The sequence below is a fragment of the Pantoea sp. OXWO6B1 genome (assembly GCF_001641135.1).
GTDB lineage: Bacteria > Pseudomonadota > Gammaproteobacteria > Enterobacterales > Enterobacteriaceae > Pantoea > Pantoea allii.
The window spans coordinates 2,087,611-2,112,221 of the sequence record NZ_LWLR01000001.1; the positions used below are offsets into that span (position 1 = coordinate 2,087,611).

At 54.5% G+C, this 24,611-nt stretch carries 24 protein-coding genes; 9 read left to right on the forward strand and 15 right to left on the reverse strand.

Going from position 1 to position 24,611, the window contains the following annotated elements; all coding sequences use genetic code 11:
- Positions 1 to 3: 3 nt before the first annotated feature.
- The 4 genes from potH (at position 4) to rlmC (ending at position 3,544) form a co-directional block, all read left to right on the forward strand.
- Positions 4 to 966 (forward strand): putrescine ABC transporter permease PotH, encoded by a 963-nt coding sequence (potH, locus tag A6A26_RS11975; protein ID WP_063878920.1) that lies wholly within the window; start codon positions 4 to 6, stop codon positions 964 to 966.
- The gene (gene potI, locus A6A26_RS11980; RefSeq protein ID WP_063878921.1) at positions 963 to 1,808 is read left to right on the forward strand and encodes a putrescine ABC transporter permease PotI; all 846 of its coding nucleotides are present in this window, start codon (positions 963 to 965) and stop codon (positions 1,806 to 1,808) included. Before potH ends, potI begins: the two co-directional genes overlap by 4 nt.
- 74 nt (positions 1,809 to 1,882) lie before the next feature.
- Positions 1,883 to 2,350: a YbjO family protein gene (locus A6A26_RS11985; protein WP_063878922.1), complete on the forward strand. Its 468-nt coding sequence runs from the start codon at positions 1,883 to 1,885 to the stop codon at positions 2,348 to 2,350.
- 48 nt (positions 2,351 to 2,398) lie between these two features.
- Positions 2,399 to 3,544, forward strand: coding sequence for a 23S rRNA (uracil(747)-C(5))-methyltransferase RlmC (gene rlmC, locus A6A26_RS11990; RefSeq protein ID WP_063878923.1), 1,146 nt, complete (start codon positions 2,399 to 2,401; stop codon positions 3,542 to 3,544).
- Between the two features lie 60 nt (positions 3,545 to 3,604).
- Here the strand turns inward: rlmC and artJ (A6A26_RS11995) are convergent, their stop codons facing one another.
- The 6 genes from artJ (A6A26_RS11995) to A6A26_RS12020 all read right to left on the reverse strand — a co-directional run bounded on the left by artJ (A6A26_RS11995) (position 3,605) and on the right by A6A26_RS12020 (position 8,103).
- Positions 3,605 to 4,336 (reverse strand): arginine ABC transporter substrate-binding protein, encoded by a 732-nt coding sequence (gene artJ / locus A6A26_RS11995; protein ID WP_063878924.1) that lies wholly within the window; start codon positions 4,334 to 4,336, stop codon positions 3,605 to 3,607.
- 122 nt (positions 4,337 to 4,458) lie between these two features.
- Positions 4,459 to 5,127: an arginine ABC transporter permease ArtM gene (gene artM / locus A6A26_RS12000; RefSeq protein ID WP_063878925.1), complete on the reverse strand. Its 669-nt coding sequence runs from the start codon at positions 5,125 to 5,127 to the stop codon at positions 4,459 to 4,461.
- Positions 5,127 to 5,843, reverse strand: a complete 717-nt coding sequence (artQ, locus tag A6A26_RS12005; RefSeq protein WP_063878926.1) for an arginine ABC transporter permease ArtQ — start codon at positions 5,841 to 5,843, stop codon at positions 5,127 to 5,129. The genes artM and artQ overlap by 1 nt, the downstream gene beginning before the upstream one ends.
- Before the next feature lie 6 nt (positions 5,844 to 5,849).
- A complete protein-coding gene (gene artJ, locus A6A26_RS25480; RefSeq protein ID WP_063878927.1) occupies positions 5,850 to 6,581 on the reverse strand; it encodes an arginine ABC transporter substrate-binding protein in 732 nt (243 codons plus the stop codon).
- Positions 6,582 to 6,596: 15 nt separating this feature from the next.
- The gene (gene artP / locus A6A26_RS25485; protein ID WP_156506657.1) at positions 6,597 to 7,325 is read right to left on the reverse strand and encodes an arginine ABC transporter ATP-binding protein ArtP; all 729 of its coding nucleotides are present in this window, start codon (positions 7,323 to 7,325) and stop codon (positions 6,597 to 6,599) included.
- Positions 7,326 to 7,563: 238 nt separating this feature from the next.
- Positions 7,564 to 8,103, reverse strand: coding sequence for a lipoprotein (locus A6A26_RS12020; RefSeq protein ID WP_063878928.1), 540 nt, complete (start codon positions 8,101 to 8,103; stop codon positions 7,564 to 7,566).
- 105 nt (positions 8,104 to 8,208) lie between these two features.
- Here A6A26_RS12020 and A6A26_RS12025 point away from each other — a divergent pair, with 105 nt between their 5' ends.
- Positions 8,209 to 8,529 carry a heavy metal-binding domain-containing protein gene (locus A6A26_RS12025; RefSeq protein ID WP_063878929.1) on the forward strand — a complete coding sequence of 107 codons (321 nt, stop codon included), beginning with the start codon at positions 8,209 to 8,211 and terminating at the stop codon, positions 8,527 to 8,529.
- On the forward strand, positions 8,526 to 9,350 hold the full coding sequence (locus tag A6A26_RS12030) for an N-acetylmuramoyl-L-alanine amidase (RefSeq protein ID WP_063881141.1): 825 nt from the start codon (positions 8,526 to 8,528) through the stop codon (positions 9,348 to 9,350). The genes A6A26_RS12025 and A6A26_RS12030 overlap by 4 nt, the downstream gene beginning before the upstream one ends.
- Positions 9,351 to 9,373: 23 nt before the next feature.
- On the opposite strand, the gene ltaE is transcribed toward A6A26_RS12030, so the two are convergent.
- The 3 genes from ltaE to A6A26_RS12045 form a co-directional block, all read right to left on the reverse strand.
- Positions 9,374 to 10,435, reverse strand: a complete 1,062-nt coding sequence (gene ltaE, locus A6A26_RS12035; RefSeq protein ID WP_244915444.1) for a low-specificity L-threonine aldolase — start codon at positions 10,433 to 10,435, stop codon at positions 9,374 to 9,376.
- Between the two features lie 63 nt (positions 10,436 to 10,498).
- Positions 10,499 to 12,220, reverse strand: coding sequence for a ubiquinone-dependent pyruvate dehydrogenase (poxB, locus tag A6A26_RS12040; RefSeq protein ID WP_063878931.1), 1,722 nt, complete (start codon positions 12,218 to 12,220; stop codon positions 10,499 to 10,501).
- 122 nt (positions 12,221 to 12,342) lie between these two features.
- Positions 12,343 to 13,242, reverse strand: coding sequence for a LysO family transporter (locus tag A6A26_RS12045; protein ID WP_063881142.1), 900 nt, complete (start codon positions 13,240 to 13,242; stop codon positions 12,343 to 12,345).
- A gap of 136 nt (positions 13,243 to 13,378) precedes the next feature.
- Between A6A26_RS12045 and A6A26_RS12050 the strand changes: the two genes are divergently transcribed.
- The gene (locus A6A26_RS12050; protein ID WP_063878932.1) at positions 13,379 to 15,028 is read left to right on the forward strand and encodes an ATP-dependent nuclease; all 1,650 of its coding nucleotides are present in this window, start codon (positions 13,379 to 13,381) and stop codon (positions 15,026 to 15,028) included.
- Positions 15,029 to 15,099: 71 nt separating this feature from the next.
- Here A6A26_RS12050 and cspD read toward each other — a convergent pair whose 3' ends face one another.
- On the reverse strand, positions 15,100 to 15,324 hold the full coding sequence (gene cspD, locus A6A26_RS12055; protein ID WP_024470922.1) for a cold shock-like protein CspD: 225 nt from the start codon (positions 15,322 to 15,324) through the stop codon (positions 15,100 to 15,102).
- A gap of 318 nt (positions 15,325 to 15,642) precedes the next feature.
- Between cspD and clpS the strand changes: the two genes are divergently transcribed.
- Both clpS and clpA read left to right on the forward strand, forming a co-directional pair.
- Complete coding sequence (gene clpS, locus A6A26_RS12060) at positions 15,643 to 15,963, forward strand: ATP-dependent Clp protease adapter ClpS (protein ID WP_063878933.1); 321 nt, start codon at positions 15,643 to 15,645, stop codon at positions 15,961 to 15,963.
- A gap of 53 nt (positions 15,964 to 16,016) precedes the next feature.
- Entirely contained in the window at positions 16,017 to 18,293 is a 2,277-nt protein-coding gene (clpA, locus tag A6A26_RS12065; RefSeq protein WP_063878934.1) for an ATP-dependent Clp protease ATP-binding subunit ClpA, read from the forward strand.
- A 94-nt stretch (positions 18,294 to 18,387) separates the two neighbouring features.
- Here clpA and infA read toward each other — a convergent pair whose 3' ends face one another.
- The 5 genes from infA to trxB all read right to left on the reverse strand — a co-directional run bounded on the left by infA (position 18,388) and on the right by trxB (position 24,277).
- Complete coding sequence (gene infA, locus A6A26_RS12070; RefSeq protein ID WP_002211347.1) at positions 18,388 to 18,606, reverse strand: translation initiation factor IF-1; 219 nt, start codon at positions 18,604 to 18,606, stop codon at positions 18,388 to 18,390.
- 343 nt (positions 18,607 to 18,949) lie between these two features.
- Positions 18,950 to 19,642, reverse strand: coding sequence for a leucyl/phenylalanyl-tRNA--protein transferase (aat, locus tag A6A26_RS12075; RefSeq protein ID WP_063878935.1), 693 nt, complete (start codon positions 19,640 to 19,642; stop codon positions 18,950 to 18,952).
- 33 nt (positions 19,643 to 19,675) lie between these two features.
- A complete protein-coding gene (gene cydC / locus A6A26_RS12080; RefSeq protein WP_063878936.1) occupies positions 19,676 to 21,406 on the reverse strand; it encodes a heme ABC transporter ATP-binding protein/permease CydC in 1,731 nt (576 codons plus the stop codon).
- Positions 21,406 to 23,175, reverse strand: coding sequence for a heme ABC transporter permease/ATP-binding protein CydD (cydD, locus tag A6A26_RS12085; RefSeq protein ID WP_063878937.1), 1,770 nt, complete (start codon positions 23,173 to 23,175; stop codon positions 21,406 to 21,408). Before cydD ends, cydC begins: the two co-directional genes overlap by 1 nt.
- Positions 23,176 to 23,311: 136 nt before the next feature.
- Positions 23,312 to 24,277: a thioredoxin-disulfide reductase gene (trxB, locus tag A6A26_RS12090; protein ID WP_063878938.1), complete on the reverse strand. Its 966-nt coding sequence runs from the start codon at positions 24,275 to 24,277 to the stop codon at positions 23,312 to 23,314.
- Positions 24,278 to 24,611: the final 334 nt, after the last annotated feature.

Genomic DNA, 24,611 nt, shown 5'->3' on the forward strand with positions numbered 1-24,611 from the left:
GCGATGAACCAGATTTTTCAACGCACGAAAGCCCCGGCTAAGCTGCTCGGTACGCCGTTGCAGCGCTGGGCAACGCGCATAAAGATGCAGCACGGGCGCAAGCTCGTCATTGCATTACCTTACCTGTGGCTGATTCTCTTTTTTCTGCTGCCGTTCCTGATTGTTTTGAAAATCAGCTTCGCGGATATTGCCCGGGCGATTCCGCCTTATACCGAGCTGGTCAACTGGGCTGACGATCAACTCAGCCTGGTGCTGAATCTGGGCAACTATGTCACGCTGAGCGACGATCCGCTGTATATCGACGCCTATTTACAGTCGTTAAAAGTGGCGGCTATCTCCACCGTGATCTGCCTGCTGATTGGTTATCCGCTGGCGTGGGCCGTGGCGCACAGCAAGCCTTCGATGCGTTCTGTCCTGCTGTTACTGGTGATCCTGCCGTCGTGGACGTCGTTTCTGGTGCGGGTTTATGCCTGGATGGGACTGCTGAACAACAACGGTATTCTTAACCGTTTTTTGCTGTGGACAGGCGTGATCGACCATCCGTTAGTGATTCTGTATACCAATACGGCGGTCTATATCGGGATTGTCTACTGCTATCTGCCCTTTATGGTGCTGCCTATTTATACCGCGCTGACGCGAATCGATTATTCGCTGGTGGAAGCCTCACTGGATCTGGGCGCGCGCCCGCTGAAAACCTTCTTCAGCGTGATCGTGCCCCTGACAAAGGGCGGTATCATTGCCGGTTCCATGCTGGTGTTCATCCCGGCGGTGGGCGAGTACGTGATCCCCGAACTGCTGGGCGGTCCGGACAGTATTATGATTGGCCGTATTCTTTGGCAGGAGTTCTTTAACAATCGTGACTGGCCTGTAGCCTCTGCGCTGGCGGTGATCATTTTGCTGATTTTGATTCTGCCGATTATTTGGTTCCACAAACATCAAAACCGTGAAATGGGAGAGAAGGGATGAACAATCTGCCAACGATCCGCTCTCCCTGGCGTACGGCGATTTTAGCCTGCTGCTTTTTGTTTCTTTATGCGCCGATGCTGCTGCTGCTGGTTTACTCCTTCAACAGTTCGCAGCTGGTGACGGTCTGGGAAGGCTTTTCATTCAACTGGTATCGGGTGCTGTTTCAGGACAATGCCATGATCGATGCGGTGCTGCTGAGCCTGACCATTGCCGGGCTTTCAGCCTCGATGGCGGTGGTGTTGGGCACGATGGCGGCGGTGATTATCGTGCGGTTTGGGCGCTTTCGTGGTCATAACGGCTTTGCCTTTATGCTGACCGCACCGCTGGTGATGCCTGATGTGATCACCGGGCTGTCGCTGTTACTGCTGTTTGTCGGCTTAGGAAATGCGCTGGGCTGGCCAACGGAACGCGGTACGCTTACCATCTGGCTGGCACACGTGACGTTCTGTACCGCTTATGTGGCGGTGGTGATTAACTCGCGCCTGCGGGAGCTGGACCGATCTATCGAAGAGGCGGCGATGGATCTGGGCGCGACGCCGTTGAAAGTCTTCTTTGTGATTACGGTGCCGATGATTGCGCCAGCGATTGTGACGGGCTGGCTGCTGGCCTTTACGCTGTCACTGGATGACCTGGTGATTGCCAGCTTTGTGACCGGGCCGGGCGCCACCACTTTGCCGATGGCTATTTTCGCCACGGTGCGACGTGGGGTGAATCCGGAGATTAACGCGCTGGCTTCCCTGATCCTGTTCGTTGTGGGCATCGTGGGCTTTATTGCCTGGCGCGTGATGGCTCATGAAGAAAAGCAGCGTATAAGCGATATTCAGAAAGCGAAACGTGGCTAAAACCGCCGACTTTTGCCATTCTGTGACGAGGCTGGTTAATCCAGCCTCTTTATCGTCATGGTGGAGTAAAAGGCATGTCGGAAACCCTTAAGCACGGCTCTGTTTTACCCTCTGCCCCGGTGCCCGTCACGGTGGCTGGCGTGGCGATTATTGCCACGCGCTGTCTGAGCGTGCTGATGCTGGCGAATGCGCTGGGTTACGCCGAAATAGCTAACTTTGTGCACCGCAGTGCGCAGTCATGGGATTCCACGCTGATCTTTATCGCCAGTCAGGTCATTTTCTTATTTGAACTGCGTTGTGCTTTTACCCTGATGCGCGGCAGCAACCGGGGACGCTGGGGATTCGTGGTGGCGCAAATCGTGGTGCTGTTTTATATGCTCATGGCTTCCACCGGCTGGATCTACCCGGAAATCTTCAGCATTCAAGGGGATAATAACCTGCAGATTATCCATCGCACGCTGCTGCAAAAACTGCCCGATCTGGTGGTGCTGTTGCTGCTTTTTCTCCCCGCCAGCAGCCGCGCATTTTTCCGTAAGCGGTGATACAATCGCGCTCCGCCAACCCTTCCGACCGTTAACACAGGCTTTACCATGCACTGCGCGCTCTATGACGCTAACCGTTGCCGCTCTTGCCAGTGGCTCGAAAAACCCTATCCCCAGCAGCTTGATGAGAAACAGTCCCAGTTGACCCAGTTGCTGGCCGCGTTCCCGGTTAAACACTGGCTGCCGCCGGTCACATCGGCTCAGCAAGGATTCCGTAATAAGGCAAAGATGGTGGTGAGCGGCAGCGTTGAGCGCCCGATTTTCGGTATCGTACAGCGTAACGGTGAGGCGACGGATCTTTGCGCCTGTCCGCTCTATCCCGACAGCTTTTCCCCGGTACTGGCGAGCTTAAAACCCTTTATCGCGCGCGCAGGCTTAACCCCTTACAACATCGAACGGCAGCGCGGTGAACTCAAGTATTTGCTGCTGACCGAAAGTACCCAGGGCGGGATGATGCTGCGCTTTGTTCTGCGATCGCACACCAAGCTGGAGCAACTGCGAAACGCACTGCCCTGGCTACAGCAGCAGTTGCCGCAGCTGAGAGTGATTTCAGCCAACATTCAGCCGGTTCATATGGCCATTCTGGAAGGGGATGAGGAGATCGCGCTGACGCCAACGCAGTCGCTGGCCGACGTTTTTAACGGTGTTCCGCTGTGGATACGGCCCCAAAGTTTTTTCCAGACCAATCCCCAGGTGGCCAGTGCGCTGTACGCGACGGCGCGCGACTGGGTGCGTCAGCTTCCGATTACCAGCATGTGGGATCTGTTTTGCGGCGTGGGAGGATTTGGCCTGCATTGCGCTTCACCAGAGGTACAGCTGACCGGGATCGAGATCAGTGCTGAAGCCATTGCCTGCGCGCAACGCTCAGCACAAATGCTGGGTCTGGATAACGTCAGTTTTGCCGCACTCGATTCCACCGCCTTTGCCACTGAGCGTGATGCGGTGCCGCAGCTGGTGCTGGTGAATCCGCCGCGCCGGGGGATTGGAAAGGGGCTGTGTGATTATCTTCGCACGATGGCGCCTGACTATGTGCTCTATTCAAGCTGTAATCCGCAGACGATGGCGCAGGATATTGCCCGGCTGAGCGATTACGATGTGACTCAGGTACAGCTGTTCGATATGTTCCCGCATACGGCGCATTTTGAAGTGCTGACGCTACTGACGCATCAACGGCTGGGTGGGCCAGTCAGGTAATCTGCTGAACTGAGGACAGTGCAGAACCGGTCAGCAGAACACGCCGCTGGCCCATAATACTTATTCAGGGAACCATTTCTGATTAATTTTCTGCCAGCTACCGTTCGCTTTTAACGCCGTCAGAGCCTGATTAAATTTATCGCGCAGTGGGTCATTACCTTTGCGTACTGCAATGCCCAGGCCGGTACCAAAGTAATCGGCATCCGTTACGTGCTCACCGACGCTGGCCAGTTCGCTGTTACTTTTTAACCACTGATTGACGACTGCGCTGTCACCAAATACGCCGTCAAGGCGACCGCTTTTCATATCCAGAATGGCATTCTGATAGCTGTCATACGCCACGACTGTAATTTCTGGGTGCTTGTCCTGCAGATATTTCTGGTGCGTCGTACCATTCTCAACGCCAATTCGTTTACCTTTCAACGCATCGACAGAACTGAACTTCCCTTTCGGCGCAATCACGATGGCGGAGTTCGCGTAATAGGGTTGAGTGAAATCAACCTGCTTGCTGCGTTCGGCAGTGATGTCCATACCCGCAATGACGGCGTCATAGCGGCGGAACTTGAGCGAAGGGATCAGGCTGTCAAACGCTGTATTAGTAAATGAGCATTCCGCTTTCATCTGCGCACACAGCGCTTTCGCCAGGTCAATGTCGAAACCCACAATCTGGTTGTCGCTGTTCAGCGATTCAAAAGGAGGGTAGGTAGCAGAGGTGGCGAAGCGAATCTTGTCAGCCGCCTGGGCGCTTACCGCCAGGCTTGCCAGTACAGCGGCAATCATCCATTTTTTCATTACAGGCTCCCGTTAGCCATCAATAACACAGCAAGTGAATGCGCCACACGATGCCAGTAAATGAATTTTTATGCAATAAATATGATTATAAAATTAATCAGGCAGGTTGCCCTGCCAAAGGATTAATTCCGCCGTTCAAACGCCAGGGCGCGTTTTTCAATCAGGCGCATCATGAGGGTAAGCAGACCGTTAACACACAGGTAAATCAGCCCCGCAGCCGCGTAAACCGTGACGTCATAGGTTCGGCCATACAGCAGTTGACCATGCCCCATCACCTCCATCAGCGTAATAGTAAACGCCAGGGATGTGCCTTTAAACACCAGCACCACTTCGTTGGAGTAGGAAGAAAGCGCGCGCTTAAACGCATAAGGCAGCAGAATACGCAGGGTTTGCCGGGGCGTCATGCCCAGCGCTTCACAGGACTGCCACTGACCAGCAGGAATCGCCCGAACGGCACCGTAAAACAGCTGCGTCGTATAGGCCGCGCTGTTGAGTGACAACGCCAGCATGGCGCACAGCCATGGCTGCGACAGCAGGTGCCATAACCAGGGCACCGTTTGCAGGCTAGGAAACTGCCCCGGTCCGTAATAGATCAGGAAGATCTGCACCAGCAGCGGCGTGCCGGTAAACAGGGTAATAAAGCCTTTTACCAGCGGTGAAAACAGCGGCGTTTTCAAGGCCAGCACGATGGTAAACATTAGCGACAGCAGCAGCGCGGTCACGAGGGAAGCGGCGGTTAAGCTCAGGCTGGTATTCAGCCCTTTCAGCAGTTCGGGTAGATAGTGCAGCATCAGCGGTCCCCCCGCTCAAAACGGGTGGTGCGCCGTTCAATTCGACGCAGCACGGCCTGACTGAACAGCGTGATCAGCAGGTAAATGGCCGCCGCCACTAAAAACCAGGTGAAAGGCTCCTGGGTTCGGGTCGCGATACTTTTGGTCTGCAACATAAGGTCGTTAACGCTAATCAGCGACACCAGTGCGGTATCTTTCAGCAACACCAGCCACTGGTTTCCCAGGCCTGGCAACGCATGACGCCACATTTGCGGCATGATCAGGCGGACAAAAATCGCTGACTTTTTCATGCCGAGCGCCTGGCCTGATTCCCACTGCCCAATCGGCACGGCTTTCAGCGCGCCGCGCAGCGTTTGCGACGCATAGGCGGCATAGAGCATCGCCAGCGCCATCACGCCACAGAGAAACGGGCTGACGTCAAAATTTTCAATCTGCATCTGAACCGGCAGCCTGAAAAAGCCGAAGTTCAGGACAACGCCATCAGATAAGGTCAGTAACACCTGTGATGCGCCAAAGTAGATAAACAGCACGACCAGGATTTCCGGCAGGCCGCGAATCAGCGTGACCAGAGCGGTACCGATCCATGCCAGCGGCTTCAGCCGCATTGACTCCCAGCCGGCAAAAATCATCGCCAGCACCAGGCCAGCGATGAGGGCACAAACAGCAAGGCCGACGGTCATACCGGCGGCGCTTGCAAGCGGGATTATTTCATTCATCAGAAATTACTGCTGGAACCATTTGCTGTAGATGGTTTTGTAGGTGCCATCGGCTTTGATTTTATCAAGCGCGGCATTGAATTTGCTTTGCAGCTCAGTATTTCCCTGACGAACGGCAATGCCCAGACCGGTTCCGAAATAGTCTTTATCGGTCACTTTCTCACCCACCGGGGCCAGGTTTGCGTTCTGCTTAAGCCACTCGTTGACGACCGCGCTGTCGCCAAAAACGGCATCAATGCGGCCATTTTTCAGATCCAGCACCGCATTCTGGTAGCTGTCGTAGGGCACCACGGTAATATCCGAATGCTTATCAGTCAGGTATTTTTGATGGGTGGTCCCGTTCTGTACGCCCACGCGCTTGCCTTTCAGCGCTTCAATGCTGGCGACTTTGCCTTTCTGCGCAACGAAGGTGGCAGAATTGTCATAGTAAGGTTTGCTGAACAGCACCTGCTTTTCACGTTCAGGCGTAATGTCCATGCCGGCCATCACCGCATCAAAACGGCGAAATTTCAGGCTGGGGATCAGGCTGTCGAACGCCTGATTGGTGAACGTACAGGTCGCATCCATCTCTTTACACAGCGCATTAGCCAGATCGACATCAAAGCCCTGAATTTTGTTATTCGCATCAACAAACTCAAAAGGAGGATAGGAAGCCTCGGTAGCAATACGAATGGTTTCGGCAGCGGAAGCGCTCAGGCTTAATCCGGCAAGCAGTGCAGCAAGTACGACTTTTTTCATTGTTAGCATCCTGACTTAGTGCGAAAGATAGTGTGCAAACGCCTCGGTTTGCGGCTGTGTAAAGCGGCTGGCATCGCCCTGTTCCACAATGTGACCGTTTTCCATGTACACCACGCGGCTGGCCGTTTTACGTGCCACTTCCACTTCATGGGTGACGATCACCTGAGTAATCTGGGTCTGCGCCAGTTCGCGAATGATACTGACGATCTGTGCGGTGATCTCGGGATCAAGCGCGGCGGTAGGTTCATCAAATAACAGCACCTGCGGCTCCATCATCAGCGCGCGGGCAATGGCAACGCGCTGCTGCTGTCCACCAGAAAGGTGCAGAGGAAAGCGGTCGCTGTAGCTAGTGAGACGCAGGCGATCGAGCAGTTTGTCGGCTCTGGCCCGGGCATCGGCTTTGCTTAAACCCAGTACGCGGCAGGGGGCTTCCATCAGGTTTTGCAGCACGGTCAGGTGCGGCCAGAGATTGTACTGCTGGAAAACCATTCCCACGTTTTGACGCAGTTCACGTATCGCGGCCTCAGAAGGGGTTTTGCTGAAGTCGAAATTATTACCTGCAATGTGCAACTGACCGGAACGGGGATGCTCAAGCAGATTCAGCACACGCAACAGCGAGCTTTTGCCTGCGCCACTTGGGCCAAGCAGCACCAGCGTTTCGCCCTGCGGACACTCCAGGTTGATATCAAACAGCGCCTGATGAGCACCGTAGAAACAATTAATCGCGTTTAGTTGAATACTCATGCGCCAATTTTGAATAGCTATTAGTTTTGCGGATTTTAACGTCACCAAAATAGTTATGCAATTAAGGTGGCTTAAAATTTACGAATAAGCGGTAAACACCCAAAAGATTAGCACAAGATGTTGTGAGGTGACCGGCAGGCGTTTCTGGAAAGCAGACAGGATGCCGTCTGAAAACGCACGGCCTTCAGGCCGGCGCTTTCAGACGTGAAAGTGAATCAGACGTGAGAACGAACAGGGTTTATTTTTTCGCCTTTTCAAGCATCTGGCTCAGCGAACCGCCTGCGGGATGCGATCCCTCTGCGACATAGCGCACATCGTCCACCACCCAGCAACTGCCCTGGTGGATCATCAGCACTTCATCCTGCCACTGCTTATTGTCGCGGCTCATTTTTACCCGCAGCGGAATATTGCGGGCATCCCGGTTCGGGATGGTTGATGCATCGGCAACGTCAGCCTGAGCGGGCCCCTGAGCAAGGCTGGAGAACACATCGCCGTTGCGCCATTTGGCGGCATTTTGGCTTTGACTCGCTTCCTGAAGCGAATGATAAAGCCCTTCGCTCAGGTAGGGACGATAGTTTGCCAGTGTCGTGCTATCAGGCAGACCGGAGGTAGGATGTTCAATCCGCATATCATAGAACTTTTGTGCCACGGTGTCCGGGCCGCCTTCAATGCAAGGGGCGGTTCGTGGGCCATTATCCTTGGTTACCGGCTCTACTGTCGTACAGGCACTCAGCAGTAGCGCGGCCGGGAGCAAAAGCGCAAAACCTTTGTTTCTCATCTCGATTTCCTTATTGTTCTCTGGCAAGGTGCCTTTTTAACATAGAGTATAGTTCTGCTTTTAGGTGAAAGAGCCTTTGGTCGGTTTACGCAACGGGAGAACAGGATGAAATTTTCGACGACGCCCACGCTGGAAGGCCACCGTATTACGGATTACTGTGGCGTAGTGACCGGGGAAGCGATTCTCGGTGCTAACATTTTCCGCGATTTTTTCGCCGGTATCCGCGATATCGTCGGCGGCCGCTCGGGCGCTTATGAAAAAGAACTGCGCAAGGCGCGGGAGATCGCATTCAAAGAGCTGGAAGAGCAGGCCAACGCGCTGGGGGCCAATGCGGTTGTCGGCATAGATATCGATTACGAAACCGTGGGTAAAGACAGCAGTATGCTCATGGTGAGCGTGACGGGCACGGCGGTTATTATTTGTTGAAACGGCTGCTGCTACTGTTGACGGTCTGGCTGCTGGTGGGCTGTCAGTCGGGCATAGAATCGCGACCAGGCTACTGGGTCGATCTGCGTCACCCTGCACAGGGCGCGCGACCACGGGTTAAAGTGGTGGTGATACATTATACCGCCGAGGATTTTTCCTCTTCTCTGGCGACGCTGACCGATCGTGAGGTCAGCGTCCATTATCTTATTCCCCGCCAGCCGCCGCAGCGTAAGGGCCAGGGCATTATCTGGCAACTGGTACCGGAGACGGATCTGGCCTGGCACGCCGGGCCAAGTTTCTGGCGCGGCGCAACCCGCATCAATGACACATCCGTCGGTATCGAGCTGGTCAATAACGGCTATCGCCGGACGCTCACCGGGCTGACGTGGCAAGCTTTTCCGCCTGGGCAAATCCGCGCCCTCATCGCCCTTATCAACGACATCACCCGACGTTATGGTATTGCGCCGGAAAATATCGTGGGCCACAGTGATATCGCCCCTCAGCGTAAACAGGACCCAGGCCCGCAGTTTCCGTGGCAGCAGCTGGCTGAACAGGGCATTGGGGCCTGGCCCGATCCGCAACGTGTCGCTTTTTACTTAGCCGGGCAGGATCGTGAAGCAGCCGTTCCGGTTCCCCTCCTGCTTGATCGTTTGCAGCGTTACGGCTATCAGGTAACTGAAGGAATGACGGCGCGTGAGCAACAGAACCTGATTGCGGCTTTTCAGATGCATTTCCGTCCTGCTCACTATCAGGGGTTCGCGGATGCTGAAACGCTGGCGATTGCGGAGGCGCTGCTGGAAAAATATGGGGAAGCGCAATAACCGGCGGTTACTGCGCTTCCAATCTAGCGACCCGCGTAAGGGGACGCCGACAGGGTAGATGTGTTGACGGCGGCATCGGGACGATGCTGCGCTAAAAACGCCCGCCAGTAGGCCAGTACCTTTTCCAGCACCGGGCGCTCAGCATCCAGATGGGTGACGATTCGGGTGACGGGACCGACGCTCATCAGGACATCATGGGATTTCATCCACTGGCCCAGAGCGTTAACCTGGTCTGACGGCACGCGCACGAACAGCATATTTGTCTGCTGCTCGGTCACCTCGACGCCGATTTTCTGCAACTCCTGTCCCAGCCAGGCGGCATTCTCGTGATCGGTCTGCAAACGCGCAACGTTATGTTGCAGCGCATACAGTCCAGCCGCGGCCAGCACGCCAGCCTGGCGCATACCGCCGCCTGTCATCTTGCGCCAGCGGCGCGCACGTTCAATATAATCCGCATCGCCACAGAGCAGCGAACCCACGGGCGCGCCCAGGCCTTTCGACAAGCAGATGGTTAACGTATCGCAATAACGGGCAAGGTTTTCAAGGGTGGTTTGCTGCGCCACGACGGCATTAAAAATACGCGCCCCGTCAATGTGCAGCGCCAGCTTATGCTCGCGGGTGAAATGCCACGCCTGCTCCAGATAGGCTGCGGGCAGGGCTTTGCCATGATGGGTGTTCTCAAGGCTAAGCAGTCGGGTGGGCGCAAAATGGATATCGTCGGGTTTGATAAATTCGGCCACCACATCCAGCGGCAAGCTGCCATCGGCGGCAGCGAGAATGGGCTGAGGTTGAATGCTTCCCAGCACTGCTGCGCCGCCCGCTTCGTACTTATAGTTATGTGCCTGCTGGCCCACAATGTACTCTTCACCGCGTTGGCAGTGGCTCATTAACGCCACCAGGTTGGCCTGCGTACCGGTTGGCAAAAACAGCGCAGCGGCTTTGCCGCTCAGTCGTGCCGCTTCGGCTTCAAGTGCGTTAACGGTGGGATCGTCCCGATAAACGTCATCGCCGGTTTCAGCCGTCATCATCGCCTGTAACATGGCAGCGCTGGGACGGGTTACGGTATCACTGCGTAGATCAATCACATTGTGCTCCTGGGCAGCGGAAAGCCAGGCGGGCGGAAAGCCCGCCTGAAACATCCATCTGTTTTACCGCAGCCAGTTAGTTTTTGCCAGTTCAAGTACTTCGTCACCGCGACCGTTTATGATGGCGCGCAACATGTACAGGCTAAACCCTTTGGCCTGCTCCAGCTTAATCTCTGGCGGCATCGCCAGTTCCTCTTTCGCGGTAATCACATCCACCAGGACCGGGCCATCGTGAGCAAAGGCCTGTTCCAGCGCGCCATTCAGCTCGGAGGCTTTCTCCACCCGAATGCCTTTCACGCCGCAGGCCTGAGCAATGGCGGCAAAATCAGGATTGTGCAGGTCGGTGCCATCGGTGAGGTAACCGCCCGCTTTCATTTCCATGGCGACAAAGCCCAAAGAGCTGTTGTTGAAAATCACCAGTTTTACCGGCAACTTCAACTGGGCAACAGTCAGGAAATCGCCCATCAGCATACTGAATCCGCCGTCGCCGCATAGCGCCACGACCTGGCGGTCACGGTTAAGTGACTGTGCGCCCATCGCCTGTGGCATCGCGTTTGCCATTGAACCGTGGTTAAAGGAACCCAGCAGGCGGCGTTTGCCGTTCATTTTCAAATAGCGTGCTGCCCACACGGTTGGGGTTCCCACATCGCAGGTGAAAATCGCGTCGTCGGCGGCGAGCTCACTGATTTGTTGTGCCACATATTGCGGATGAATCGGCTGGTCATCATTGGCTGTTGCCAGCGAATCCAGATCTTTACGCGCCTCGGCATAATGCTTCAGTGCACTGTCCAGGTGACGCTGCTCGGTTTTGACCTGCAGTTTGGGCAGCAGAGCACGCAGCGTGGTTTTGACATCGCCGATATAGGCCTGATCCACATGGCAGTGCGAGCCCAGGCTGCCGGGGTTAATATCGATTTGAATGATTTTCGCTTTTTCAGGGTAGAAGGCGCGGTAAGGGAACTGGGTACCAAGCAGCACCAGGGTATCCGCATTCATCATGGCATGAAAGCCTGAGGAGAAACCAATCAGCCCGGTCATGCCGACATCATAGGGATTGTCGTATTCGATGTGCTCTTTACCGCGAAGCGCATGCACAACTGGCGCTTTCAGCATCGCCGCCAACTCGACGACTTCACGATGTGCACCCGCACAACCACTGCCGCACATCAGCGTAATATTGGTCGCGCCGTTCAGGGTTTGCGCCAGGGTAGACAGCTCATCGGCGGACGGTAGCACGACCGGCAACTGCGGCGGATACCAGTCTGCGCGTGCGGATTCCGGTGCTGGCTGCAGCGCCACATCACCGGGCAGCACAATCACGGATACGCCGCGATTCAGAATGGCTTTGCGCATGGCAATGCCCAGCACCTGTGGCAGTTGCTCGGGATTCGACACCAGCTCGCAGTAGTGGCTACATTCGCGGAACAGCTCCTGAGGATGGGTTTCCTGAAAATAACCACTGCCGATTTCGCTGGAGGGAATATGCGCGGCAATCGCCAGTACGGGCACCCGGTTGCGGTGGCAGTCAAAAAGCCCGTTAATTAAATGCAGGTTACCGGGACCACAGGAGCCGGCGCACACCGCCAGTTCGCCACTGGCGTGCGCCTCTGCGCCTGCCGAGAAGGCAGCCACTTCTTCATGTCGGGTTGGCATCCACTCAATGGTGCCCATTCGGTTCAGACTGTCACTCAGGCCGTTTAGTGAGTCACCTGTGACGCCCCAAATACGTTTTACGCCGGCGTTTTCCAGGGTTTTGGCCACCAGCGCCGCTACGGTTTGTTTCATCTTCTTCTCCTTGGTAATCCGTCGCCATCCAGGGGATAGCAGAATCAAACAACTCAAAGAAGCGTAGACGACGCTGATTCAACTCAACCGTAAAAAATTGCATCAAAAGTTGAATTGGACGGTCAGGCGGAGAACAGGGCGATGAGTACCGGTGCCAGCAGGCTCATGACAAAGCCATGTACAATCGCGGCCGGGACGATTTCTGTACCGCCTGCCTGTTGCAAAACCGGTAAGGTAAAATCCATAGAGGTTGCGCCGCATAAGCCCAGTGCAGTACTGCGGTGACGGGCGATCAGCGCAGGGATCAACATAATCGCGATAAGCTCTCGCAGCAGATCGTTGAAGAAGGCGGCGCTGCCAATTACCGGGCCGAAGGCTTCCGTCATCAGAATCCCCGATAAAGAGTACCAGCCGAAGCCACTGGCCAGGGCCAGCCCGGTTTTCAGCGGCAGTCCCAGTACCAGAGCCGCGATCATTCCCCCCAGCAGCGCACTGAGCAGCACCGCGAGCGCGACCATCATGCCACGACGGTTTAAGACCATCTGGCGCAACGTCATCCCACTACCGCGCAGCTGAATGCCCACCAGCAGGAGCAGAAAGATTAATGCATATTCACTGGCGGCGGCGGCATGATGCAGCCAGGGCCATTGGGTCAGGCCCAGCGCAAAGCCTACGACAACCACACCACATAACGTCAGTGATTCCAGCGCCATATGCAGACGTGAAGGAAGCTTTTGCGGTTTGTGACTGTGCTGCCAGGGCAGCCGTTGCTCCAGCCAATGCAACGCCAGCAGGTTACATAGCAGAATGCATGTCGCTGTTACTGCCGCAGTATAAAACACCGTAAGCAGATTGCTGCTGAGATTATCGAGAAAGGCCAGGCTGATGCCCATAAAAAACAGAATGACGTAGACCATCCAGCCTAACAGTCGGTTGACGGCCTTGAGAAACGTCACGTGTCGAAGCGGTAACAGCCAGCCTGCCAGCAGGGGCAACAGGATAATTAAGAGTCCGGAATACATATTGATCGGTTCGTCCATGTCGAAAGTCTCGACACGCTAGCGAAAAAGCCCGGGTGAGTAAACCCTTACAACAAAGTGACTTGACCGCCTGATGAAGCCGCTTCATTCTGCGGACAACAAAGAGGATAAAAACGCTATGATTCTGGAACATATCGATATCCGGGGATTTCGCGGCATTAATCAGCTCTCTTTACCCCTGACGCGTATAAACCTGCTGATTGGCGAAAACGCCTGGGGTAAATCCAGTTTGCTGGACGCGCTCAGCCTGCTGCTGTCGCCCCACTCGCGCGAGTATGTGTTTTCTCCTGACGATTTTCACTTTACGCCGGGCGAAGTCGACGATCGGGTTCATCGCCTGTCGGTCGTTTTCCACTTCAGGGATGACGACGCAGAAAACAGCGACCTGCTACAGCCGTTCTGGCAACCCGCCGAACAGGGACAACGCCGACTGAGTTACAGCGTGCACGCCCGGCGACGTGACGGCCAGATCACCTCAACACGGCGCTTTATCGATAGCCATGGTCATGTGCTAGCGGAAGAGGGAAGTGCGGCGGCGATAAGTTATCTGCTGCGCATGAATCCAGTATTACGGCTGCGCGATGCACGTTTTAGCCGACGTGTTCGCCCGGTCGAAAGCGGTATTGATGCCCGTCTGTCCACCCTGAATCAACTGGCGAAAGAGCTGGATAAACTGACTCGGGATCTGGAACAGCATCCACAGCAATTGAGTAATGACATGCTGCGTCAGGGATTACAGACCATGCAGCAGCTGATGGAACACTACTTTCTGGTTCAGCATCCTGAGAATGGCGGACAGATGCACCGCGTCGATCCACAATCACGTGACGGTATTCAGGGCTGGCGTTCACTGGACCAGCTGAATCACCTGATTGCCGCCACGGACGTCCGCAGCCGCCAACTTATTTTATTGCGCATGTTTAGCTTGCTGGTCCAGGCGCGAGGAAGCGAACCTTTGGCTCCGGGCGCCCGGCCTTTGCTGCTGATTGAAGATCCGGAAACCCGGCTGCATCCCATCATGTTATCCGTGGCATGGAACCTTCTCACGCTGCTCCCGTTACAGAAGATTGCGACGACCAATTCTGGAGAGCTGCTTTCTCAGGTCGCGGTGGAGAACGTTTGCCGATTGGTACGTGAGCCAACGCGCGTGGCCGCATGGCGCATTGGTCCCGAAGGGCTGAGTGCGGAAGAGAGCCGCCGCATCGGCTTCCATATCAAAGTCAACCGGCCTTCAGCCCTGTTTGCCCGCTGCTGGCTTCTGGTTGAAGGTGAAACCGAAGTCTGGATCATCAACGAAATGGCGCGACAATGCGGTTTTCACTTCGCCGCTGAAGGAATTAAAGTCATTGAGTTTGCACAGTCCGGGCTAAAACCGTTGTTAAAATTTGCCCGACGTATGGGCATTGCCTGGCATGTGCTGACTGACGGGGATATGGCAGGGAAAAAATATGCAGCCACGGCGCGCAGCCAGCTCCAGCCTCATGATGTCGAGAAGCATCACCTGACGCAGCTCCCGGCGGCGGATATGGAGCAGTTCCTTTACCAACATGGCTTTAGTGATGTGTATCATGAGGCAGCGCACCTGCCGTTAAACGTACCTGTTAATCCCAGGCGTATTATTACCAAAGCTATTCATCGTGCATCAAAACCTGAACTGGCTATCACGGTCGCTATGGCAGCAGCCGAACGCGGCAGCGAGGCAATCCCGGAACGCCTACGGGAGATGTTTTCCCAGGTGATTACCCTGGCGCAGGGCAAAGCGGGATAGGGGTTACAGCGTAAAAATGCCAGCGCGGCAGGCTGGCATTTTTGACGGAGCGGTCCAACGTTGGGGGGATCTCAGGCTACGGCCTGTTGCACTTCAACAGGTACAATCAGACTGGCATGGTTGCCTTTAGGGCCTTGATGAACGTCAAAATGAACCTGCTGGCCCGCTTTTAGCGTTCTGTAACCATCCATCTGTATCGTTGAGTAGTGTGCGAAGATATCTTCTCCGCCCCCGATTGGACAGATAAAGCCGAAACCTTTGGCGTTATTGAACCATTTAACGGTACCTGTCTCCATGCTTTTACTTCCCTCGCAAGACATTTTATAAGTAGGTGAGGTCACTGAAGCCGTGAGTCGGGTTTGATTAAAACTCAATCAGCTTATGAAGGTAGAATGTAGAGAAACTGCCACGGTCGTCAAGCAAAGCACCGGGCAACGTGGGGAAAAAATCATCAAAATTTGAGGTAGTTAACGCTATTTGAAATTTTGTGATACAGGTCGCGTGCAGGGTTTTTTGCCTGAGAATGCATTAGCGACAGTGCACTTGACACACGTGTTAAACTCTACAGATGACCCTGGATTTGATGACGATGTACAGAATCACAACGGAACACTATGGCAAACACAAATGACTGGCTAAATTTTGAACACTTAGCCGACGAAAAAGTACGCGAAGGGTTAAAACCGCCTTCCATGTATAAAGTCATTCTGAATAATGACGATTATACACCTATGGAATTTGTTATTGACGTTCTGCAAAAGTTCTTTTCTTATGATATTGAACGTGCAACGCAACTGATGCTGAAAGTTCACTACCACGGTAAAGCAATCTGTGGTGTATTTACCGCAGAGGTCGCTGAGACCAAAGCGGCGCAGGTGAATAATTACGCGCGGGACAATCATCATCCGTTGCTGTGTACGCTTGAAAAAGCCTGAGCCTCTCTCCATACAGGAAGCAGGTCAGAGCGATTAACTGGAGGAGGTGCCTAATGCTCAATCAAGAACTGGAACTCAGTTTAAACATGGCTTTCGCCAGAGCGCGTGAGCACCGTCATGAGTTTATGACCGTCGAGCATCTGTTACTGGCGTTGCTCAGTAACCCGTCGGCCAGAGAGGCACTGGAAGCCTGTACGGTGGACATTGTGGCTCTACGGCAGGAACTCGAAGCCTTCATTGAACAGACCACGCCTGTGCTGCCTGCCAGCGAAGAAGAGCGTGATACGCAACCGACGCTCAGCTTCCAACGTGTACTACAGCGTGCGGTTTTCCATGTTCAGTCATCCGGACGCAGTGAAGTTACCGGTGCTAACGTACTGGTTGCTATTTTCAGCGAGCAAGAGTCGCAAGCGGCTTACCTGCTGCGCAAACACGAAGTCAGCCGCCTTGATGTGGTGAATTTCATCTCTCACGGCACGCGTAAAGACGAACCTGGCCAGGCACCTGGTGCTGAAAACCCGGTTAACGAAGAGCAAGCAGGCGGGGAGGAACGTATGGAAAACTTCACCACCAATCTTAATCAGCTTGCTCGCGTTGGCGGAATTGACCCGCTGATCGGTCGCGATAAAGAGCTGGAACGCACTATTCAGGTTCTGTGCCGTCGCCGTAAAAATAACCCGCTGCTGGTGGGGGAATCCGGTGTCGGTAAAACGGCCATTGCGGAAGGTTTAGCCTGGCGCATTGTGCAGGGTGACGTGCCTGAGGTGATGAAGGACTGCACCATCTATTCTCTGGATATCGGCTCTCTGCTGGCGGGTACCAAGTACCGTGGCGACTTTGAGAAACGTTTCAAAGCCCTGTTAAAACAGCTGGAGCAGGATAACAGCAGCATCCTGTTTATTGATGAGATTCACACCATTATCGGTGCGGGTGCCGCATCGGGTGGGCAGGTCGATGCCGCCAACCTGATTAAACCACTGCTTTCTAGCGGTAAAATCCGCGTGATGGGTTCCACGACCTATCAGGAATTCAGCAACATCTTTGAAAAAGATCGCGCCCTGGCGCGCCGTTTCCAGAAAATCGACATTACCGAGCCGTCGGTAGAAGAAACGGTACAGATTCTTAACGGCCTGAAAACCAAATATGAAGCGCACCATGACGTTCGTTACACCGCGAAAGCCGTGCGTGCGGCAGTCGAACTGGCGGTGAAATATATCAACGATCGCCATCTGCCAGATAAAGCCATTGACGTTATCGATGAAGCGGGTGCCCGTGCACGCCTGATGCCAGCCAGCAAACGCAAGAAAACCGTGAATGTGGCTGATATTGAAACCGTGGTCGCGCGTATCGCGCGTATTCCGGAGCAGAGCGTGTCCGCCACCGATCGCGATACGCTGAAAAACCTGGGCGACCGCCTGAAAATGCTGGTGTTTGGTCAGGATAATGCCATCGAAGCCTTGACCGAAGCGATCAAGATGAGCCGTGCAGGTCTGGGACAGGATCGCAAACCGGTGGGTTCATTCCTGTTTGCTGGTCCAACGGGCGTCGGTAAAACCGAAGTTACCGTTCAGCTGGCGAAAGCGCTGGGGATTGAACTGCTGCGTTTTGACATGTCCGAGTACATGGAGCGTCACACCGTCAGCCGCCTGATTGGTGCGCCTCCGGGCTATGTTGGCTTTGATCAGGGTGGTCTGCTGACTGATGCGGTGATCAAACACCCTCATGCGGTCGTACTGCTGGATGAGATTGAGAAAGCGCATCCGGATGTGTTTAACCTGCTGCTGCAGGTAATGGATAACGGCATGTTGACCGATAACAACGGTCGCAAGGCGGATTTCCGCAACGTGGTACTGGTGATGACAACCAATGCTGGCGTGCGTGAAACCGAGCGTAAATCTATTGGCCTGATTCATCAGGACAACAGCACTGACGCAATGGAAGAGATTAAAAAAATCTTTACGCCTGAATTCCGTAACCGTCTGGACAACATTATCTGGTTCAGCCACTTGTCGGCCGAAGTCATTCATCAGGTGGTGGACAAGTTTATCGTTGAACTGCAGGCCCAACTGGATGCTAAAGGCGTTTCACTTGAGGTCAGTGATGAAGCGCGTGACTGGCTGGCAGAGAAAGGCTACGACAAAGCGATGGGTGCACGTCCAATGGCGCGTACCGTTCAGGAAAGCCTGAAGAAACCGTTGGCCAATGAACTGCTGTTTGGTTCGCTGGTGGAAGGGGGTTCAGTATCGGTTGCACTGGATAAAGAGAAAGGCCAGTTAACCTATCACTTCCTGAGTGCGCAAAAACGTAAAGCGGAAGGCACTGTGCACTAAGCACTAAGCACTGTGTGACGGAAAGAGAAAAGGCCGGATAATATCCGGCCTTTTTTTTTATTGCCTCGGCTGGAGGCAATAGCATCAACGCAACTCAGCGACTACGGAAGACAATGCGGCCTTTGCTCAGGTCGTACGGGGTCAGCTCGACAGTCACTTTGTCGCCCGTCAGGATGCGGATGTAGTTTTTACGCATTTTACCGGAGATATGAGCGGTAACCACGTGTCCGTTCTCAAGTTCTACGCGGAACATGGTGTTAGGTAACGTATCCAGTACGGTACCTTGCATTTCAATATTGTCTTCTTTGGCCATCGAATCCTCTGGGTGTACTACCTTTCAGTTGAACCGGCAAGATAATGCCCAATTCAACGAGTTATGTAAAGAACCGTCGGCAATAAAGCCAACGCATCGCCGTGCTTCGCTTATAACGCGAGCATGTCGGTTAAATTAGGGTGTTTATGTGACGTCTGCGGGGGATTAGCGGGCTAAGAATCTGAATCAACCGGTAACACGCGCACGATTGAAACAGTCCCGAGAGTGCGATGAGATTCCCAGCCTGGCAATTCCGGCTTGAAATTCAAGCGCGGACGACATACCAAACGCCGCTATTATAGCACTTAACCGACTTTGTGTGTGCAAAACATCTGCGCGAGCTTTAAAAAAGGGTCTGGTTGAGCCAGCAACCGCTGTCAACGGGTTGAGATGACAGGTTTTTTACCGATTCCAGGTAAGCCTCACGCGGGATTTCGACCGCGCCCAACGATGCCGTATGGGGATTAAGTATCTGACAATCCACCAGACATCCTTTGTGCTTAATGAAATGCTGACAAAAAACCCATAGTGCGGTTTTTGAAGCATTGGTTTGCAGGCTGAACATGGATTCACCACAAAATATCTGGCCCAGTGCCAGCCCGTACATGCCGCCTGCCAGCTGTTGCCCGCGCCAGACTTCAATGGAGTGAGCATGGCCCAGCTCATAGAGTTTCAGCCATGCGCGTTTCACCTCAAAGGTGATCCAGGTTCCTTCTTCGCGGCCCACGGCACAGCCCTCAACGACATCAGCAAAGGCTTCGTTCATGGTGACGCGATAAGGCGATTGCTGATGAAAGCGTTTCATACTGCGGCTAAGATGAAAATGTTCAGGGATCAACACCGCACGGGGATCGGGTGACCACCACAGAATCGGATCGCCCGGCGAAAACCAGGGGAAAATACCTTGCTGATAGGCGCTGAGCAGACGGGCAGGCGAAAGATCGCCGCCCATGGCCAGCAGACCATTGGGCTCGCGCAGGGCCATTTCCGGGGGAGGAAAGAGCAACGATTCCCGTGACAGTTGAACCAGTCTCATCGCGTTACGTTATCCATCAGCTTTTGCACGAAACTATAACGCAAAGCGTTGCTGGAAACGCCAGTAACGTCCACCTTTTGCGACTAATTCGGAATGATTTCCCTGCTCAATGATTCGGCCGCTGTCCATAAGGCAAATTCTGTCCATCTGCGCCAGGCCTGTCAGACGGTGAGTGACCATAATGACGGTTTTGCCTGCCGTAAGCTGCTGCAGCAAGGCGAGAATATGCTGCTCGGTGGCAGCATCAAGGCCTTCCGTTGGCTCATCCAATAGCCACAGGTCACCGTTATGCAGCAGGGCACGGGCAAGCGCCAGACGTCGCAGTTCGCCCCCAGACAGCGGACGACCGCCTTCGCCCAGCCAGGCATTTAATCCTTCCTCGTTATCCAGCAGGTTCTGCAGACCAGTCTGCATTAATGCCGCAGTCAGGGTTTCGTCGCTGGCGTTGGGGCAGGCCAGCAATAAATTGTCACGCAGGGTTTGGCTGAACAGATGAACACGCTGGGTGACAACGCTGATGCGTTGCCGGAGTTGCGCCTCATCCCACTCAGTAAGGGGAACTGCGTTTAACCTGATCTCACCTTGCTGACTATCCCAGGCGCGCGTAAGCAGCCCAAGCAATGTCGATTTTCCACAGCCGGTCGGTCCGAGCAGTGCAACGTGTTCTCCCGCCTCAATGCTTAATGAAAACTGATTCAACACTTTTTCAGGGCGTCCCGGATAGCAAAAATCAAGCGCCTGTAGGCTTACGTGTAATGCACCAGAAGGGATAACGGTTTTAGAGGGAAAAACAATCGCCGGTGTTTGTTCGATAATTTCATTGACGCGTTGGGCCGCCGTTATCACCTGAGACAGTGGCAAAAATGCGCCCGCGACCGGGGCCAGGGCTTCAAAAGCGGCCAGAGCACAAAATACCACCAGCGCAATGAATGGCCCGGGAAGTTGCTGCTGCGCAATGCTCTCTGCGCTGAGCCAGAGCAGCGCAGTAACCGTCATGCCGCTGCATATCAGTAACAGACTTTGCGCCAGCGCCTGTAAACGCTCTTGTTGACGCTGCGCCTCCTGCCACTGTTGTTCACTGCTGTCGAGTCTGGTGCGCCAGACTGCAGCATTACCATATAACGTCAGTTCAGCCTGACCTGCCAGCCAGTGCATTAACTGCACGCGCCAGTGCGAACGCTGACGGGTAATCGCAACGCCCGCCGGTGCGCCCAGGCGGTAAAAGAGCGGTGGCAAGATGCAGAGCAGGGCGAGCAGGGCACCGCCCAGGGTGAGAGCCAGCTGCAGGTCAATCAGACTTAAACCGACCGTCACCACCACAATGACGATAAACGCACCCAGCAGCGGTGAGATTACCCGCAGATAGAGATGATCCAGCGTGTCGACATCACCGACAAAGCGGTTGAGCAGATCCGCCTGACGAAAGGCTGCAAGCTGAGCGGGTGCCAGCGAAATCAAACGGCTGAAGGTGAAAACGCGTAAATGTTCTAACACCCGAAACGTCGCGTCGTGAGTGACCAGCCGTTCAAAGTAACGGGCCGCCGTGCGGATAATTGCCGCGCCGCGCACACCTGCGGCGGGAAGCATATAGTTAAAACTGTACAGTCCCGCAACGCCAGCGACAGACGAGGCCGCCAGAAACCACCCGGATAAGGTCAGCAAGCCAATGCTGGCTAACAGCGTGACGATGGCCAGAATCATTCCCAGCGTCAGCCGGAAGGGATGACGCAGCCACAATCGTATAAAAGGACGCAGAGCAGACATCAGATGCACTCCTGTTGACGATGTTGCAGCAATTCACGGAACGGCCCAGGCTGTGAGGTAAGTTGCTGCCAGTGGCCCTGCTGCACCAGTTTTCCTTCCTCCATGAGCCAGATTTCATCCCAGTCTTGCAGCGAATCAATCTGATGCGTAATCATCAGGGTGGTTTGCTGCGTTGCAGCCTGATTTAACGCCAGCATAACGTGATGTTCACTTAGCGCATCCAGGCTGGCGGCAGGCTCATCCAGTAGCAATAGCTGAGCCGGTTTGTACAGCGCTCGCGCTACCGCAATACGCTGTGCCTGTCCCACGGACAACGCGTTACTGGCATCGCCAGGCGCGGTATCCAGCCCTTCAGGCAGCCGGGGGAGGAATTCGTTGATGCCACAGGCGGCGGTTAACCTGTCCAGTCGTTCAGTATCCAGGGGCGCGTCCATGACGATATTTTCACGCAACGTTGCGGCCGGTAACTGTGGGTTTTGTCCAACCCAGGCAAGATGCTGATGCCAGTCGCGTCGTGCCAGGTCGCGAAGCTCAATGCCATTGGCTTTGAGCGAACCCTTATAGGGTAAAAACCCCAGCAGGGCATTTAACAGCGCGGTTTTGCCTGCACCACTTTTGCCGACCAGCGCCACGCGCCCGCTTGCCCGTAGGGTGAAATGTAAAGGGCCGCACAGAACCTTGCCGCCGGGGGCGCAGACCACAAGGTTGTCAGCAACCAGCTCCAGCGGCGAAGTGGCGCTAAACGCGACATTACCTGAGGCCCTGTCTGACGATGGTGTGTCCTGCATAAACCGCTCAAGGGCATCTGCACCGCCGATTGCCTGTGCCTTAGCGTGATAGAAGGTGCCAAGATCGCGCAGAGGCTGAAAGAATTCGGGGGCCAGAATCAACACCAGGAACCCGGCAAACAGCGTGACGCCTTTACCGTAATCGCCAAAATGCAGCTCGCCCAGGTACGAGAAACCAAAATAAACCGCCACCACGGCGATGGCTAATGAGGCAAAAAACTCCAGCACTGAGGAGGAGAGAAAGGCCAGGCGTAAAACCTCCATCGTCCGTTGACGAAAATCTGTCGTCGTGGCGGCAATTGCCTGCTTCTCTGCATCAGCCCGGTGAAACAGCCGCAGCGTTTCCCGTCCGCGTAAGCGATCAAGGAAGTCACCGCTCAGGCGTGCCAGGGCCAGGAAGTTGCGGCGATTAGCATCGGCCGCGCCCATGCCCACCATCGCCATAAAGAGCGGAATCAGCGGTGCCGTAGCCAGCAGAATCAATCCGGCGGCCCAGTTCAGGGGGAACAGGGTAATCAGAATGCAGCAAGGGATTACCGCTGCCAGCGTCATCTGCGGCAGATAACGCGCATAGTACGCCTGCATATCTTCGGTTTGTTCCAGAAGCAGTGTTGCCCAACTGCCTGCGGGTTTGCCCTGTATCCAGGCGGGCCCCAGATCGGATAAACGATCCAAAACCTGTTTACGCAGTGCCTGGCGGATGGCCTGACCGGCCCGAAAGCCTGCCTGCTCGCGGGCATAGTTCAGCACCGCGCGCAGCACAAAGCACAACAGCAGTAACATAAAGCGGGGCAGGAGGGATTGCGGCGCTTGCTGCTCGACGATAAGTGCCTGCAGTAACGAAGCCAGCAGCCAGGCCTGCATGATAATCAGTAGTGCGCCTGCTGAACCTAAGAGTGAGGCAAGTCGTAGCCAGGGACCGGCATGATGGCGCTGTTGACGAAGCCAACGGGTAAGGTGCTGCTGCCGCGATTTGTTCATGCGAAACCCACTGTGGCGAAGACAAATGAAATGAGGCAAGTCCCTCACGCCTGGCGCATGAATTTAGCATGGTGATAATAAAAAAGGCGACTGAAAAACAGTCGCCTCAAACAATTAAGATCAGGTTATTAACAACTTACTTATCGTTCTTAACCAGACCATCAAGATAACGCTCTGCATCTAAGGCAGCCATACAGCCAGTACCCGCAGAGGTAATGGCCTGGCGATAGATATGATCCATCACGTCACCCGCGGCAAACACACCCGGAATACTGGTCTGGGTGGCATTGCCGTGCAGTCCTGACTGCACCTTGATATAGCCATTCTCAAGCGCTAACTGACCGTCGAAAATCGCCGTGTTTGGGCTATGGCCAATGGCCACAAACAGGCCAGCAACCTCCAGCGCTTCCGTTTCATCGTTCAGCGTTGAACGCAGCGTCAGCCCGGTCACGCCCATCTGATCGCCCACAACTTCTTCCAGCGTACGATGAGTGTGCAGCACGATGTTGCCGTTGCTGACTTTTTGCATCAGGCGATCAATTAAAATTTTCTCCGCACGGAAGCTGTCGCGACGGTGAATCAAATGCACTTCAGCGGCAATATTGGCCAGATAAAGTGCCTCTTCTACCGCCGTATTACCGCCGCCGATAACGGCGACTTTCTGATTACGGTAGAAGAAACCATCGCAGGTGGCGCAGGCTGAAACGCCTTTGCCTTTAAACGCCTCTTCTGACGGCAGGCCGAGATAGCGCGCCGACGCGCCCGTGGCAATAATCAGCGCATCTGCGGTGTATTCGCCGCTGTCACCGGTTAAACGGAACGGACGATTCTGCAGATCAACGCTATGAATATGGTCAAAAATGATCTCAGTGTTAAATTTCTCAGCATGCTCGTGCATGCGTTCCATTAACGACGGACCTGTCAGATCGTGCGGGTCGCCCGGCCAGTTTTCCACGTCCGTCGTGGTGGTCAGCTGTCCGCCTTTTTCCAGCCCGGTAATCAATACCGGATTCAGATTTGCGCGTGCAGCATAGACGGCTGCGGTATAACCTGCTGGACCAGAGCCCAGAATGAGCAACTTACTGTGTTTAGCCGTACTCATGCGTTCCTCAGTTTCATTCGCCTGACATAGTCTGCGATTGTAGGGAATAAGCCGCATCATTGACAACACTTGCGCGCTTTTGTTGGCGATTGCTGTAAACGGCGTAGACGATGAATACGTTTTTCGCCTGTCACTTGTGCCAAAAGGGGGCAAAAATTCATTTCGTTGCACCATGCCGCACGAAAATACTCATTTAAAAACAGTGACCCAGCGAAGTGTCTGGCATCTTGTCCTGAATTTAGACATTTTACTTTGACAATCGCCTGCGCATTTGCGAAAACAGTGTAAGAAGCGAATGACATCTTCGGAACAAAACGGGTTTTGCCGCCGGGTT

Excerpts from the sequence above, each read along its gene's own strand:
- potH (WP_063878920.1), top strand. The coding sequence starts at position 4 with ATGAACCAGATTTTTCAACGCACGAAAGCCCCGGCTAAGCTGCTCGGT.
- potI (WP_063878921.1), top strand. The coding sequence starts at position 963 with ATGAACAATCTGCCAACGATCCGCTCTCCCTGGCGTACGGCGATTTTA.
- A6A26_RS11985 (WP_063878922.1), top strand. The coding sequence starts at position 1,883 with ATGTCGGAAACCCTTAAGCACGGCTCTGTTTTACCCTCTGCCCCGGTG.
- rlmC (WP_063878923.1), top strand. The coding sequence starts at position 2,399 with ATGCACTGCGCGCTCTATGACGCTAACCGTTGCCGCTCTTGCCAGTGG.
- artJ (WP_063878924.1), bottom strand. The coding sequence starts at position 4,336 with ATGAAAAAATGGATGATTGCCGCTGTACTGGCAAGCCTGGCGGTAAGC.
- artM (WP_063878925.1), bottom strand. The coding sequence starts at position 5,127 with ATGCTGCACTATCTACCCGAACTGCTGAAAGGGCTGAATACCAGCCTG.
- artQ (WP_063878926.1), bottom strand. The coding sequence starts at position 5,843 with ATGAATGAAATAATCCCGCTTGCAAGCGCCGCCGGTATGACCGTCGGC.
- artJ (WP_063878927.1), bottom strand. The coding sequence starts at position 6,581 with ATGAAAAAAGTCGTACTTGCTGCACTGCTTGCCGGATTAAGCCTGAGC.
- artP (WP_156506657.1), bottom strand. The coding sequence starts at position 7,325 with ATGAGTATTCAACTAAACGCGATTAATTGTTTCTACGGTGCTCATCAG.
- A6A26_RS12020 (WP_063878928.1), bottom strand. The coding sequence starts at position 8,103 with ATGAGAAACAAAGGTTTTGCGCTTTTGCTCCCGGCCGCGCTACTGCTG.
- A6A26_RS12025 (WP_063878929.1), top strand. The coding sequence starts at position 8,209 with ATGAAATTTTCGACGACGCCCACGCTGGAAGGCCACCGTATTACGGAT.
- poxB (WP_063878931.1), bottom strand. The coding sequence starts at position 12,220 with ATGAAACAAACCGTAGCGGCGCTGGTGGCCAAAACCCTGGAAAACGCC.
- A6A26_RS12045 (WP_063881142.1), bottom strand. The coding sequence starts at position 13,242 with ATGTATTCCGGACTCTTAATTATCCTGTTGCCCCTGCTGGCAGGCTGG.
- A6A26_RS12050 (WP_063878932.1), top strand. The coding sequence starts at position 13,379 with ATGATTCTGGAACATATCGATATCCGGGGATTTCGCGGCATTAATCAG.
- cspD (WP_024470922.1), bottom strand. The coding sequence starts at position 15,324 with ATGGAGACAGGTACCGTTAAATGGTTCAATAACGCCAAAGGTTTCGGC.
- clpS (WP_063878933.1), top strand. The coding sequence starts at position 15,643 with ATGGCAAACACAAATGACTGGCTAAATTTTGAACACTTAGCCGACGAA.
- clpA (WP_063878934.1), top strand. The coding sequence starts at position 16,017 with ATGCTCAATCAAGAACTGGAACTCAGTTTAAACATGGCTTTCGCCAGA.
- infA (WP_002211347.1), bottom strand. The coding sequence starts at position 18,606 with ATGGCCAAAGAAGACAATATTGAAATGCAAGGTACCGTACTGGATACG.
- aat (WP_063878935.1), bottom strand. The coding sequence starts at position 19,642 with ATGAGACTGGTTCAACTGTCACGGGAATCGTTGCTCTTTCCTCCCCCG.
- cydC (WP_063878936.1), bottom strand. The coding sequence starts at position 21,406 with ATGTCTGCTCTGCGTCCTTTTATACGATTGTGGCTGCGTCATCCCTTC.
- cydD (WP_063878937.1), bottom strand. The coding sequence starts at position 23,175 with ATGAACAAATCGCGGCAGCAGCACCTTACCCGTTGGCTTCGTCAACAG.
- trxB (WP_063878938.1), bottom strand. The coding sequence starts at position 24,277 with ATGAGTACGGCTAAACACAGTAAGTTGCTCATTCTGGGCTCTGGTCCA.